Annotated in this window: 9 protein-coding genes; 4 read left to right on the top strand and 5 right to left on the bottom strand. The window is 70.2% G+C overall.

The window, feature by feature from the left end:
- Positions 1-1,506, top strand: a complete 1,506-nt coding sequence (locus ACFYO0_RS35135) for a NuoM family protein (protein ID WP_388684453.1) — start codon at positions 1-3, stop codon at positions 1,504-1,506.
- Positions 1,503-2,921, top strand: a complete 1,419-nt coding sequence (locus ACFYO0_RS35130) for an NADH-quinone oxidoreductase subunit N (protein ID WP_388684374.1) — start codon at positions 1,503-1,505, stop codon at positions 2,919-2,921. The genes ACFYO0_RS35135 and ACFYO0_RS35130 overlap by 4 nt, the downstream gene beginning before the upstream one ends.
- A 64-nt stretch (positions 2,922-2,985) precedes the next feature.
- Here the strand turns inward: ACFYO0_RS35130 and ACFYO0_RS35125 are convergent, their stop codons facing one another.
- A complete protein-coding gene (locus ACFYO0_RS35125; protein ID WP_388684372.1) occupies positions 2,986-4,467 on the bottom strand; it encodes an MFS transporter in 1,482 nt (493 codons plus the stop codon).
- 109 nt (positions 4,468-4,576) lie between these two features.
- Between ACFYO0_RS35125 and ACFYO0_RS35120 the strand changes: the two genes are divergently transcribed.
- Positions 4,577-5,242 carry a TetR/AcrR family transcriptional regulator gene (locus ACFYO0_RS35120; RefSeq protein WP_388684370.1) on the top strand — a complete coding sequence of 222 codons (666 nt, stop codon included), beginning with the start codon at positions 4,577-4,579 and terminating at the stop codon, positions 5,240-5,242.
- An 81-nt stretch (positions 5,243-5,323) separates the two neighbouring features.
- Here ACFYO0_RS35120 and ACFYO0_RS35115 read toward each other — a convergent pair whose 3' ends face one another.
- The 4 genes from ACFYO0_RS35115 to ACFYO0_RS35100 form a co-directional block, all read right to left on the bottom strand.
- Positions 5,324-6,739, bottom strand: coding sequence for an acyl-CoA reductase (locus tag ACFYO0_RS35115; RefSeq protein ID WP_388684368.1), 1,416 nt, complete (start codon positions 6,737-6,739; stop codon positions 5,324-5,326).
- The gene (locus ACFYO0_RS35110; RefSeq protein WP_388684365.1) at positions 6,736-8,079 is read right to left on the bottom strand and encodes a hypothetical protein; all 1,344 of its coding nucleotides are present in this window, start codon (positions 8,077-8,079) and stop codon (positions 6,736-6,738) included. The genes ACFYO0_RS35115 and ACFYO0_RS35110 overlap by 4 nt, the downstream gene beginning before the upstream one ends.
- Before the next feature lie 10 nt (positions 8,080-8,089).
- Positions 8,090-8,839 (bottom strand): ABC transporter ATP-binding protein, encoded by a 750-nt coding sequence (locus ACFYO0_RS35105; RefSeq protein WP_388684363.1) that lies wholly within the window; start codon positions 8,837-8,839, stop codon positions 8,090-8,092.
- A gap of 168 nt (positions 8,840-9,007) precedes the next feature.
- Positions 9,008-10,246 carry an ABC transporter substrate-binding protein gene (locus ACFYO0_RS35100; RefSeq protein ID WP_388684361.1) on the bottom strand — a complete coding sequence of 413 codons (1,239 nt, stop codon included), beginning with the start codon at positions 10,244-10,246 and terminating at the stop codon, positions 9,008-9,010.
- 143 nt (positions 10,247-10,389) lie between these two features.
- Between ACFYO0_RS35100 and ACFYO0_RS35095 the strand changes: the two genes are divergently transcribed.
- Positions 10,390-13,215, top strand: a complete 2,826-nt coding sequence (locus tag ACFYO0_RS35095; RefSeq protein ID WP_388684358.1) for an ATP-binding cassette domain-containing protein — start codon at positions 10,390-10,392, stop codon at positions 13,213-13,215.
- Positions 13,216-13,352: the final 137 nt, after the last annotated feature.

The following is a 13,352-nucleotide window of genomic DNA, read 5'->3' as shown; positions in this document are numbered from 1 at the left end:
TTGCTGACCGCCCTCGTCTTCGCGCCCACGGCCGTCGCCCTGCTGCTGTTCGCACTCCCCCGCCGTACGACTCCGACGGTGTTCCGCACTGTCTGGGTGGCGGCGTCGGCTGTCGAGCTCGCCCTCGTCATCGCGATGTGGATCGGGTACGAGGCCGACGGCGGCATGCAGTACGAGGAGCAAGCCCGCTGGATCCCCAGCGCGGGGGTCGGCTACCACGTCGGCGTGGACGGGCTGTCGCTGCCGCTGCTCGCCCTCACCTGCCTGCTGTTCCTGGCCTGCGCGCTGTACTCCCTGCGGGAGAACCGTCGCATCCGGGAGTTCGCCGCGCTGTTCCTCTTCCTGGAGACCACCTGCCTGGGGCTCTTCGCGGCCCTCGATCTGATCCTTTTCTTCGTCTTCTTCGACCTGTCCATCGTGGCGATGTACTTCGTCATCGCCGGCTGGGGCCACCGGCAGGCGGCCCAGGCCGCGCTGAAGTTCTTCCTCTACACCTTCATCGGTTCGCTCGCCCTGCTGCTCGGCTTCATCGGCCTGTACCTGGCGGCCTCCCCGCACACCTTCGACATGGTCGAACTGACCGAGCAGAACCCGCTCGCCGGACGCTCCGTCTACGGCGCCCTTGTGTTGCTCGCGGTGGTCGTCGGGCTGGCGGTGAAGACCCCGACAGTGCCGTTCCACACGTGGCTGCCGCCGGCCCACGTCGAGGCGCCCGCGGCCGGTTCGGCGATCCTCGCCGGAGTGCTGCTGAAGATGGGCACATACGGTTTCGTCCGCATCGCCATGCCCATGCTCCCCGAGGTCTGGCGACGCTACGCCCTCGTCCTGGTCGTCATCGGCGTCCTCTCGGTCCTCCACGGCGCCCTGGTCGCCCTCGCCCAGACCGACTTCAAACGGATGGTCGCCTACACCTCCGTCAACCACATGGGCTACATCGTGCTCGCCGTCGGCGCCGCCGCAGCGACCGCGGACAGCTCGGAGCAGGCCCGCTCCCTCGCCGTCACCGGTGCGGTGACACAGATGGTCAGCCACGGGCTGCTCACCGCCGCGCTGTTCCTCCTCGCGGGTGTGCTGTACGAGCGTGGGCGGACGTACGACATGGCGGCTTACTCCGGAGTCGCCGCGGTGGCCCCCCTCTTCGCGGCCATGACCGGCATCGCGGCCTTCGCCTCACTCGGTCTGCCCGGATTCTCCGGCTTCATCGCCGAGTTCCAGATCTTCACCGGCAGCCTCGGGCCACGCCCGCTGGCCACAGCACTCTCGGTACTCGGCATCCTCCTCACCGCCGGGCTGTTCCTGCGCGCGCTGCGACAGGTCTTCACGGGCCCGCTGCGCCTTCCCGACACACCCGGCACGCCGCGCGCGTTCCCCGACATCCGCGCGCACGAGAGCCTCGCCATCGTCCCGCTCCTCGCCCTGGCAGTCGTCCTCGGTGTGGCACCCCGCTTCCTGCTCGACGTCATCGAACCGGCCTCCCGGTCCGTCCTGGAGCTGCTCGCCCGATGACCGAGATGAACGAGAATCCCCTCGACCTCCTCCCCGAGGTACTGCTCGCCGCCTCAGCCGTCCTCGGGCTGCTGCTCGGCTCCTGGCTGCCCCGTGCCCGGCAGTGGATCGTGGGGCTGTTGGCCGCCCTCGCCTGCGTGGCCGGGATCGTGGCCGCGGCCGTGGCAGCCGCGGGGCCCGTCCTGACCGCCTTCGGAGATGCCTTCGCCGTCGACCCGGTGACGAGCACATCCCGGATCGTTGTCCTCGGCGGCATGCTCCTCGTGCTCGGCGTCTCCTTCCGTCCCATGCGCGCGGATCCCAGGGAAACGGAGTTCTATGTCCTGGTGCAGCTGGCGGCCCTCGGCGCACTGATGATGGCCGGGGCACAGGACCTGCTGCTGCTCGCCGCCGGGTATCTGCTGGCGAGCATCCCCGCCTACACCCTCGCCGGGTTCCGCAAGGACGGACCGGGCACCGAGGCAGCCCTCAAGTACTACGTGATCGGCGCCCTGTTGGGCGTACTGATGCTCACCGGCATCACGGTCCTGTACGCGACCGGACGCGGCACCGCGTATCCCATGCTCGCCGAGGCGTTCCGCGACGCGCCCAGGGCACTGGTCGCCACCGGCACGACAGGGCTTCTGGCAGGCGTGCTGTTCAAGGCCGGAGGTGTACCCGCGCACTTCTGGGTTCCAGACGCCGTGCAGGGGAGCAGCCCGCCGGTAGCCGCGCTCCTCACCACGATCCCCAAGATCGGCGCCATCGCCGCACTCTTCCGCCTCGGCGATGTCGTCTTCGCGGACAGCACCCTGCCATGGCCCGCACTCGTCGCCGTACTCGCCGCCGCCTCCATGACTCTCGGCAACCTCGGCGCGTTCTTCCAACAGGACGTCAAGCGGCTGCTCGCCTACTCGACGATCAGCCAAGTCGGATACCTCCTCATGCCGGTCGCCGTCGCCGGACGCGCGGACCTCGCCCAGCAGGCGCTGCTGTATTACCTGGCGGCATACGCGGTGACCAACCTCGGTGCCTTCGCCGTGGTCTGCGCCCTCCCCCGAGCCCAGTCGCTGGACGACTACCGAGGGCTCGCCAGGGAACATCCGCTGCTCGCCGCGAGCCTCGTTGTCTGCCTGCTGGGACTTGTCGGTACGCCACCGACCTCTGTCTTCCTCGGCAAGCTCGAAGTCTTCAGCGCCGCCTTCGACGGCGGCTACGCCTGGCTGGCCGTTCTGGCTGCCGTCAACACCGTGGCGTCGCTCTTCTACTATCTGCGTTGGATCGTGCCCGCGGTATCCCGGAGCGAGTCCTCGCAGCCTGCCGTGGGTGATCAGGCGGCTCGCTTCGTCGCGTACGCCGCCACGGTGGTCTCGCTCGGACTCGGTCTGGCCGGGGGGCCAGTGCTTGATGCGTTGGCAGGACCGATCAACCGCTGACATGGAAGGCGGCCGGATCGCTCCGGCCGCCTTCGACAGCTTCCGCACAGCCCAGAAGGCCTCCTCAGTGCGCCATGACCGGCCCCTGCGCCGGGTCCGGGCGACCCGCCGGCAACAGCAGCGCGCCGAGGGCGGCGACCACGGCGGCAGTGATCGCACATGCGGTGAAGGCGTCGTCGAAGCCGCCGGTGCCCACTGCCGCACCCTGGCCACCGCCCTCCAGGCTCGCCCCGGCGATCGTCGAGATCACGGCGACGCCCAGCGCCGCGCCCAGCTCGTGCGACGTACTCACCAGGCCGGAGGCAAGCCCCATGTCCTGGTGCGGCAGTCCGTTCATCGCGGCCGTGGTGGCGCAGACGAACGCGGTACCGAGAGCGAGCGACAACAGCGCGAAGCCGGGGACGAGCTCGGTCCAGACACCGCTGTCCGCGTCCAGGCGGGTCAGCAGGGCGGCGCCGACTGCGGTCAGGGCGAAGGCGACGGCCCCGACCGGCCGCCAGCCCAGCCGGGCCACGAGGTGGGACGCGGCATGCGCCCCGAGAGTGATGGCCACGGCCACCGGCAGGAAGACGAGCCCCGTCTTCAACGCGCTGAAACGCAGGACGTGCTGTACGTAGAAGGAGCTCAGGAAGAAACTCGCGATGAGCAGTCCGGAGGCGGCCAGCATGACCACGCTGCCGCCGACGAGCGACCGCCGCGCGAAGATCACAAGACGTACGAGCGGCTCACGCACCCGGCGCTCGACCGCCACGAAGGCGACCGCCGACAGCGCGGCACCGACCAGTGGCACCCAGGCGCCCGGCGCGTCGAAGCCGTGGTCGCGGGCCTGCACCAGCCCGTAGACGAGCAGGCCTGGCGCGGCGGTGAGGGTGAGCGCGCCCGCGAGATCGAGGGAGCCGCCCGTGCCCGAAGGAGCCACCAGGTCACGGGATGTGCCGAGCAGGGCCGGGACGCCGAAGAGCGCGACGAGCCCCACCGGCACGTTGATGAAGAACACCCACTCCCAGCCGGGCCCGGAGACGAACACGCCGCCCAGCAGCACACCGACGGCGGATCCGGCTCCCCCGATCGCGGCCCAGACACCGAGCGCCTTGTTGCGGTCGGGCCCGTGGAAGAGGGCCGTGACGAGGGCCATCGCTGCCGGTGACATCAGCGCCGCGCCGACCCCTTGGACCGAGCGCGCGGCGATCAGCGTTCCGCCACCGGCCGCGAGCCCGGAGGCAATGGAAGCGGCGGTGAACACCGTCAGTCCCGCGAGGAAAGCACGCAGCTTCCCGATCGCGTCCGCGAGACGTCCGCCGAGGAGCAGCAGACTGCCGAAGAAGAGCGTGTACGCGGTGACGACCCAGGTGAGTCCCGAGCCGTCGAGACCGAGGTCCTCGCCGATGGTCGGCAGGGCGACGTTGATGACGGTCACATCCGCGATCAGCATGAACTGGGCGAGGCAGAGCAGGGCCAACAGCTTCCAGCGGTGCGGGTGTTGGGCCGGAGCGGCCGCTCCGTGCGCGTGCGGATCCGAGTGGGCCGTTTCCGGTACGTGACTCATGACGGGACTCCCGAATCGTCGGAGGAGGGACCTGCAATCATGAACTGCACAGTACAGTTCAAATCAACTGTACTCAACTGTTCAGTTCATTTCCCATTAGGATGCCGTCATGGGCAACGAGGCGGCCACCACCAAGCGCCCCCCTTCGGGAGTGCGTGCCGAGCAGAAGCGCGCGGCGATCGTCACGGCCGCGCGCGAAACCTTCCTCCAAGAGGGGTTCGCGGCGGGCGTGGACCTCATCGCCGCCAGGGCGGGCGTCTCCAAGGTGACCATCTACAACCACTTCGGCAGCAAGGAGGCGCTGTTCACCGCCGTCATCGCGGACACCCTCGACGCCCCGCTCGGCGAAACCCTGCTTGCCGCGATCGATCAGCTCGCCGACGCCGACGACCTGCACACGGCGCTCACCGAGGCGGCCCAGTCCTGGGTCGCGAGCGTGCGGGACAACCCCGACGTCCTGGCCATGCGCAACCTGGTCGCCCGCGAACTGCACCGCTTCCCCGACCTCGGCGCCGCCTGGCGGCACCAGCCTCCCGGGAGCCACCACCCGGCCGTGGCGGGCGCACTGGAACAACTCGTGGCGAAGGGCCGCCTCGCCATCCCCGACCTGGAAGTGGCGATCCTCCAGCTCTACTCACTGCTGCTCTATCCGCACCTGGTCTTCAGCACGTACGGCACCGAGATCGACGCCGATCTGACGGACCGGCTGACCGCACAGGGAGTGGGGATGTTCCTGGACCACTACACGCCGCCCGCCCCGGATACGGCGTCCTGAGGGAGCCGGAGCAGACGGTACGGGCTGCCTCGTGGCCCTCAGCAACAGTCGCCCCTTCCATACGGGTCGCCGTCTGCCGCGTCACTCGTCGTTCACCCAGCGCATGAGCCGCTGCAGCGGGTAGAAACCGTCGTGGGAGAGGCCGGGCGACATGCCGCCCGCCCTGCCGAGGGACACCACTCGCTGAACCCCGGCGCAGGCAAGTGCGTCGCGCACTTCCGCCTTGCGGGCGTCCGGGTACACGCCCACCGTCTGCGTGGCGACCCCGGCGTGCGTGACGGCGTCCGGCAGCGCGGCAACGGGAACGACGTTGACGATCTTTCCGTCGGGGTGGAAGTCCACCGGTTCGGGAGAGCGGATGACCAGGCCCCGGCCGTCGTAGCCGCCCCACACCCGGTAGTCGGGCGCCATGGAACGCAGTACGTCGATCTCCTCACGGAGTTCCGCCGCGACCCGCGGACCGTCGGCCGCGCTGAACTCCCGGGCCACGCCCAGGCGTTCGCACAGCAGCGCGGCGTAGCGGTCGGCCTCGTCCTCGGAGCCCTCGACGAACTGGAAGCGGCTGGCCACGCACGCCTGCTGGTTGAAGAACGTGGCGTCCTCGGCGCCCGCATCGGCAGCCTGCTCCAGGGCCGCCGCTGAGGCGAACGCTTCCCGGCCGATCAGCGAGATGGAGGTCTTGGGGTCGAAGGAGACGAGCTCGAATCCCGGACCCACGTACTTCAGGGCGCCACGGATGGTGGCCTCACCGCCCCAGGCGACCAGCTTGTCGAAGAACTGCGGGCGGAACAGCACGCTCTCCACGGCCTGGTCGCCGCCTCGCCAGTACACCGCGGAGAACGAGCGCACCACGGGGTGGCCGGGGGCCACCGAGGCCATCGTGCGCAGAATCGCGGTAGCGGTGAACAGGTCGTTCGATGGCAGCTTCAGCAGGTTGACGCCCTTGGTGAGGGCTCCGCGCACGACGGACATCGCCGCGACGCCGGGGGCGTTGCCCGCGATGATGTGCACCAGGCGCGGGGGGAACGCGCGCGTGGCCGCGATCCGGCCCTCGGGCAGCCGCACCTCGCGCCAGCCGTCGAGCACGTCCGCTCCGCCGAGTTCGTGGTCGATCTGGGCGTACAGGGCGGGCCGTTGGAAGCTGCGCCACAGTACGGCGTAGGCGCGTTCGAGCACTTCTCCGGGCAGCGGGCTGACCCGGGCCATGCGGTCAAGGGCTTCGGCCAGCAGGCCGTCCCGGTCCGCCTTCAGGGCCTCGCCGGTCTCCACCAACAGGTCGACGATCTCCGCGACGGGTACATGGAAGGCGGGTCCGGGATCGGTACGGGGCCACACCAGGCGGTCCAGGTCGAGGGCCGGCGCGGTGAAGGGCGCGTCCGGCCGACCGTGAGTGATGTGCGAGCCCGGGTCGACCTCGCCGCGGAGTACGTGGACGACGGCCACCGGACTGCCGTCGACCTCCGGCGAGGGTGCTCCGTGCAGCGTCGTGCCGCTCATCCGTGGATCATCCCCCGCACGTAGGAGTCGAGTGTCGCCGCGCAGGTGATCTTGTCGTCGCCGCCGAGGTCCCCGTAGCGCTGAATGTCCGGCAGGACGACCGGTCCCGCTCTGCCGCAGTCGCAGGGCGAGAAGTCCACGAAGACGCGGTCGCCGCTGATCAGTCCGCCCCAGCGTCCTGACAGGGAGACGTCCAGGAAGGCGAACCGCCCCTCCACGACACCGTGTTCTGCATTCAGCAGTCGCTCGCCCGCCTGGTCCAGGACCAGCGGGATCACCCATGGCGGCACGTGGTAGCGGCCCTTCTCGCAGGCAGGGCAGGAGCCCTGGAGCTCCGTCATGCCGTAGCTGCGCACGCGTCGTACGCCCTCGTAGAAGGCGGCGAACTGCTGCTGGTAGTCGTCGGGCAGCGCCCGGCCCTTGTTGCCGCCGCCGCTGAGCACCAGTGAGTCCGGATGGAGGCTTCCGTCGGGTACGCCGCGGGCCCGCAGTGCCTGGATCAGGGTGAACTGTTGGTTGTTCATCCCGGCGATCAGCAGCGGTTCGTCGCGGTGGGCGGCGATGTCGTCGACGATCCGGGTCACGGCCGCGCTCAGCTCGTCCTCGCGGGCCTCGGACGTGGTCTCGAACGAGCTGATCTCCTGCGGGGTCGCGGTGCCTTCCGCTATCCGGCGGCGCAGCACTGCGCTGCTCATCAGCTCGGACACCCGCAGTGGGTCCTCGGTCAGCAGCCGCGTCTCGCCGGACCGTGCGAAGACCTCCGCGTGCCACCGGAAACCGTCGATGGAGCGCATCGGCCCGCTCGCCGGAGCGAGCAGATAGCCGCGCCGGGTGGGCTCCGGCGGGAGCGGGTCGGGCCAGCAGGTGAGGTGCTCCAGGATGTCGTGGAGGAAGTCCAGGTCGCTCGCGTCGCAGTTGAGGAAGGAGACCTTCCCGGACGTACCGCTGGTGATGTACGGGCGGTGACCGGCAGCCGTGATGCGTTCGGTCCACTCGTCGATGTCGCGTACGCCCTCGATGTCCACGTCGCCCGGCTCGACCACCGAAACGGTCGAGTACCAGCGCAGCAGCCGGTCCCACCGGCCGGCGGTGATGAGGGAGACGGGGTACGACTTGTAGCTGGTGTGCGAGAAGAGCAGGGGGACGAGGTCTTCGAAGCCGGTGAGCTCATGAACTCCGGTCTCCTCCGCCCGGCTTCGCAGCAGCGGGATACGCTCGCAGTGGGCGGCGAAGGCCTCCCGCGCGGCTTCGAGCTGAAGCTGCCGTAGCTCCTGGGCGGGTTGGTCGAAGGTGTCGCCGGAGCCGGCCAGGGCCCGGACCTGCTCGCGTGCGCTGGTCACAGCACTCACCTCAATCAGTGTCGATCGCTGTCTTTTCGGCGAGGTAGGACGACTCGATGGCGTCCAGGTTTCCGCGTAGTTCCTGCGGGGTGCCGGTCATGACGACGCGGCCCCGGCGCAGGACGTACACGCGGTCGGCGATGTCCAGCACCTTGCGTACGTGTTGTTCGACCAGCAGCGCGCCGAGACCCCGGTCGGCGGCTTCACGCACCGCGCGCAGCAGACGCTCGACGACCAAGGGGGCCAGACCGAGCGACAGTTCGTCTGCGAGGAGAAGCCGCGGTTCCCGGCACAGGGCCCGGGCCAGCGAGAGCATCTGCTGTTCGCCGCCGGACAGCATCCCCGCGCCGGTTCCCAGCCGCTTCTCCAGCTCCGGGAAAAGTTCCAGGGCCCGGGTGGTCTCCACCCGGCCGACCCGCAGGTTGTCGGCGGTGTCGAGGCGGGTGAAGACCGCGCGCTCACCGACGTAGGCGAGGCCCTCGCGGGCACGGCGGTGCAGTGGCGCCCGGCTGGGCTCCCCCAGCCAGGACACCTCGCCGCTCATCGGGGCCAGGTCGCCCGCGAGGACTCGGAGTGTCGTGCTCTTGCCCGCGCCGTTGGGGCCGAGCAGCGCGACGACCTCGCCGGGGCGTACCTCGATGTCGAGGTCGCGTACGACGGGCTGGGTGCCGTATCCGGCGGACAGGGCGCTGGTCGCAATCAGTGGCCCCGAGGGTGCCTCGGGGGCTGCGCCGGGGTGATGGTGTTCGACGGTGGACACGGTCTTCTCCTTTCTGGAGTGTGCTGATTGCCCGCGAGGATGCGGGCTTCGCGGAGGCGGTGACGTCTTCCGCCGCCGCTGCGGTCTGCGCGGCCTTCACCCTCGCCGTGGGCCTCCGGAGGTGCCGCGGCCTTCACAGCCGCGGCGCACTCCTCTCCCCCGGGACCGTCAGCCGGCCGGTGTCGTGAGCGCCTCGCGGACATCGACGAAGGTCGAGCCGGACTCGGCCCACTCGATCTTGCCGTCCTTCAGCACCAGTTCGGTGGCGGTGGTGTTGTGGATGCGGTTCAGGCCCGGAATGGGCAGGGCCGTCGACGACAGCCAGTCCAGCTTCGGGGTCAGTCCGCCGGTGTCGACGCCCTTGGTCGTGTTGAGCTCTTCCACCAGGGCCTTGGAGGTGATCTTCGGCAGCTGTCCGGCAGCCTCGGTGAAGACCTTGAACGCCACCCAGGTCGTGGCGTTGGCGCCGTTGGAGAGGTCGACGTCCTTGCCCTTGGTGGCCGCGACCCCGTCCTTCCAGGCGGCGTCGGAGATGGGCGGGTAGTACCCGGTGATGGCGGCGCCGTTCAGCGGGCTCGAACTGCCTCCGGTGCTCTGGGCCAGCTCCGGGGTGAGGTTGCCGACGACACTGCCGACCTTGGTCTTGTCCCCGGACTGCAGGTACGCCTTCACGAACAGGTCCGAGTGCGTGCCCAGGATGACGCTCACGCAGTCGCTGCCCTTGGTCGCGGCGGCCACCTGCGGAGCGAGGTCGGTGGCGGTGAGGGGCACCTTCAGGTCCTTCGGCGCCTTCGCGCCGGCGGAGGTCGCGCCCAGCGTGAGGAACTTGATGACGATCGCGGCGGCGGCGACGTCGTACCGCACACCGGAGATCTTCTTGCAGCCCTCCTCCGCGAGCTGCTGGCCATGGGCGGTGAAGACGGTGGGCGTGCCGCCGTTGACCGGGAACGAGAGGGGGTTGGAGAACTCCGCGGCCGAGACGCCGGTCCCGCCGATGTAGGGGATGCCGGCCTTCTCCAGGATCGGCATGTAGCGGTCCCCGGCGAGGCTGTAGGAGCCGACCACGGCGACCACGCCGTCACTGACCGCCTTCTGGGCGCAGTTCTCGGCCTCGTCGGGGTCGCCCTTCTCGTTGCAGGTGATGACCTCGAGCGGCCCGCCCTTGATGCCGCCGTTGTCGTTGATCCATTTTTCGTACGCCTGGGCGGTGATGCGCACGCCGGGCTGGGCGCTGCCCTGGGTGTTCTCAGGTGCCCACACCATCACCTTGACCGGTGCGCCGGTCAGTGAGGAGGCCGAGGCGCTGTCGGCAGACTCCTCTCCGCCGCCGCAACCGGCGGCCAGCAGCACTCCGGTCATCGCGAGACAACTCGCTGCGGCGGTTCTGCGTCGGCGTGAGTCGTTCATGATCCCTCCGCGGGGATGTGGGGTCCCCCTGCTCGAGCTGAGTCGAGAGCCTGGGGAGCCCGGATGGGCGTTGTCGAGATGGCGAACAGCATGGAGGGAGTCGATTGGTTAGAGAAGTACTCTTGCCGAAATTATCTAAATAAATGTTCTATCTAGTCTTGCCGGGGCATCCGGCGTTCGCTTCTCATGGAGCCCTGGAGGTTCATCTGGTGGACGACATCCTGCGCTTCGCGCTCCTGGGCCTCGGCCTCGGTGCGCTCTATGCGCTCACCGCGCAAGGCATCGTGCTGATCTACCGAGGCTCCGGCGTCCTGAACTTCGCGCACGGCGCGATCGGGATGGCCGCCGCCTATGTGCAATGGGAACTCGCCGTGCAGCACGGCGTGCCCTACTGGACCGCCGTCGGGTGCGGGGTACTGGTGGCCGGGACGCTGGGGGTGCTCACCCATCTGCTGGTGATGCGCCCGCTGCGCAGGGCCTCCTCGCTGGCCCGGCTCGTCGGCACGCTGGCGGTGTTCATCGTGCTCACCGCCGCCGCTGTCAAACGCTACGGCGACAGTGTGGAGCTCGTGCCCGGCAAGCTGCCGACCGAGTTGCTGACGGTTGCCGGGGCGACGGTGTCCGAGGACCGGATCTGGCTGCTCGGCATCGCGATCGTCATCACCGTCGCGCTGCATCTGCTCTACAAGCGCAGCATGTTCGGGCTCGGCACCACGGCGGTCGCGGAGAACCAGAGCGCCGCCTCCGCACTCGGCTGGTCGGCGGACCTGATCGCCGCCGCCAACTGGGGGCTCGGCTCGGCGCTCGCGGGGCTGACCGCGATCCTGATCGTGCCGGTCATCGGTCTGTCGGTCACCGGCCTCACCACGCTCCTGCTGAGCGCGCTGGCCGCCGCCCTCGTCGGACGGTTCTCGTCGTTCCCCGTCACCCTGACGGGCGGCCTCGTCATCGGCGTCGTACAGTCCGAACTGACCCGCTTCGGTACCCACGTCACGGGGCTGGCCGCGTCGGTGCCGTTCCTGGTCATCGCCCTGGTACTGGTGGCGCGCGGCCGGGCGCTGCCCCTGCGTGGCACGTTCCTCGACCGGCTGCCCGCGCTGGGCAGCGGACGGGTGCGGCCGGTGGCACTGGCCGTCACGGTCGCGGTCGCGCTTCTCCTGGTGGGCGTGTCCTCGCCGCTGTGGGCGGACGCGATCACCAACACCCTGGTGCTGTCGCTGATCATCCTGTCGATCGTGGTGGTGACCGGTTACGCGGGGCAGGTCTCCCTGGCCGCCTACGCGCTCGCCGGGACCGGCGCCTTCATCGCCGGGCACGCGGTGGCCGACTGGGGCTGGCCTTTCGAACTCGCCCTGCTCGCCGGTGTGCTGGGGACGGTCCCGATAGGCCTGTTGTTCGCTCTGCCCGCGGTCCGCACCCGGGGTGTCAACCTCGCGATCATCACGCTCGGTCTCGGCACCACGCTGGAGGTCATGGTGTTCCAGAACACCGACCTCGCCACCACCCCGGGCAGCGACGGCATCGCCGTCGGCCATCAGACGCTCTTCGGCCTCGACATCTCCGGCGTGGACCATCCCCAGCGGTACGCGGCCCTGGTGCTGCTGCTGTTCGTCGGCGCCGCGCTGGTGGTCGCCAACGTCCGGCGCAGCCGGACCGGGCGCCGACTGATCGCGGTCCGGGCCAATGAGCGGGCCGCAGCCGCCCTCGGCATCGGCGTCCGCGCCACGAAGCTGTACGCGTTCGGGGTGTCCGCGGCGATCGCCGCACTCGCGGGGGTGCTGACCGGGTTCCGCTCGACCTCGGTGGTCTTCACCGACTTCGCGAGCTTCGACTCCATCACCGCACTCGGGCTCGCCGTCATCGGCGGTGTCGGCTTCCTCGTCGGCCCGCTCTTCGGCGCCACGTTCGCCGCCGGCACGGTCGGCGCGCGCTTCGGGGACCTGGTGCTGCCGGGCCTGAGCGAGTGGATGCCACTGATCGGCGGGGTGATTCTGCTGCTGACACTGGTGGGGAACCAGGACGGGATCGGTCAGGAACTCGGCAAGCAGGCGGCCGGGGTGTCGCGCAGGCTGAACCGGCACCGGGACGGGCGGCTGTCGGTGGACGCGACCACACCCCTTGAGCACCTCGCTCCGGAGGCACCCGACGTACAACGCGCGGCGCCACTCCTGCTCCAGGTCACGGACCTGACCGTGCGCTACGGCGGTGTCACGGCCGTCGACGGCCTCTCGTTCGCCATCGAGCCCGGCCACATCGTCGGCCTCATCGGCCCCAACGGCGCGGGCAAGACCTCCGCCATCGACGCGGTCACCGGATTCACCCGGCCGGCGTCCGGCAGCGTCAGCCTCGGCGGCCGGGACGTGACCGGCGTTTCGGTTCACCGACGCGCGCAGGCCGGGCTCAGCCGGTCCTTCCAGTCGCTGGAGCTCTTCGAGGACATGACCGTCCTGGACAACCTGTACGCCGCATGCGACCGTCCCGGCCCGGGGGCGTACCTCATGGACCTGGTACGCCCCGGAAGCCGTCCACTGCCCGCCCAAGTCCTGGTGGCTGTCCGGGAGTTCGGCCTCGAGGGCAGTCTCGAACGGCCGGTGGGCGACCTCTCGTACGGGGAGCGCCGGCTGCTGGCCATCGCCCGCGCGGTGGCGACGTCGCCGTCCGTACTCCTGCTCGACGAGCCCGCCGCCGGGCTGTCGGACGACGAGACCCGGGAACTGGCCCGTCTGGTCCGCAGACTCGCCGAGGACTGGGGCATGGGTGTGCTCCTCGTGGAGCACGACGTCGACATGGTCATGAGCGTCTGCGACCAGGTCGTCGTTCTCGACTTCGGACGCCGGATCAGTGTCGGCACTCCGGACGAGGTACGCCGCGATCCTGCCGTACGGGCGGCCTACCTGGGCGATCTGTCGCCGGAGGAAGCGGCCGGCGAGACCGTACCGGGGGCGGAGGGGGACCCGGTCAGCGCATAGTGCACCGCACAGAGCGCGGTGGGGGGGGGGGGGGGGGGGGGGGGCGGCCGGCCCCCCCCCCCCCCCCGGGGGGCCCCCCCCCCCCCCGCGCCGAGCGCCCCCGGCGCGGGGGGGGGCGCCGCCCCCCCCGCCCCCCC

Origin of the sequence: Streptomyces sp. NPDC006365, assembly GCF_042870755.1 — a bacterium.
In the GTDB taxonomy this organism is placed as follows: Bacteria; Actinomycetota; Actinomycetes; order Streptomycetales; family Streptomycetaceae; genus Streptomyces; species Streptomyces xiangluensis.
The sequence above is the reverse complement of the archived record's forward strand: the minus strand, read 5'-3'. Positions and strand labels throughout refer to the sequence as shown.

Bases quoted from the DNA above. Each gene is read 5' to 3' on its own strand.
- ACFYO0_RS35120 (WP_388684370.1), top strand. From the start codon at position 4,577: ATGGGCAACGAGGCGGCCACCACCAAGCGCCCCCCTTCGGGAGTGCGT.
- ACFYO0_RS35095 (WP_388684358.1), top strand. From the start codon at position 10,390: ATGTTCTATCTAGTCTTGCCGGGGCATCCGGCGTTCGCTTCTCATGGA.
- ACFYO0_RS35130 (WP_388684374.1), top strand. From the start codon at position 1,503: ATGACCGAGATGAACGAGAATCCCCTCGACCTCCTCCCCGAGGTACTG.
- ACFYO0_RS35100 (WP_388684361.1), bottom strand. From the start codon at position 10,246: ATGAACGACTCACGCCGACGCAGAACCGCCGCAGCGAGTTGTCTCGCG.
- ACFYO0_RS35115 (WP_388684368.1), bottom strand. From the start codon at position 6,739: ATGAGCGGCACGACGCTGCACGGAGCACCCTCGCCGGAGGTCGACGGC.
- ACFYO0_RS35125 (WP_388684372.1), bottom strand. From the start codon at position 4,467: ATGAGTCACGTACCGGAAACGGCCCACTCGGATCCGCACGCGCACGGA.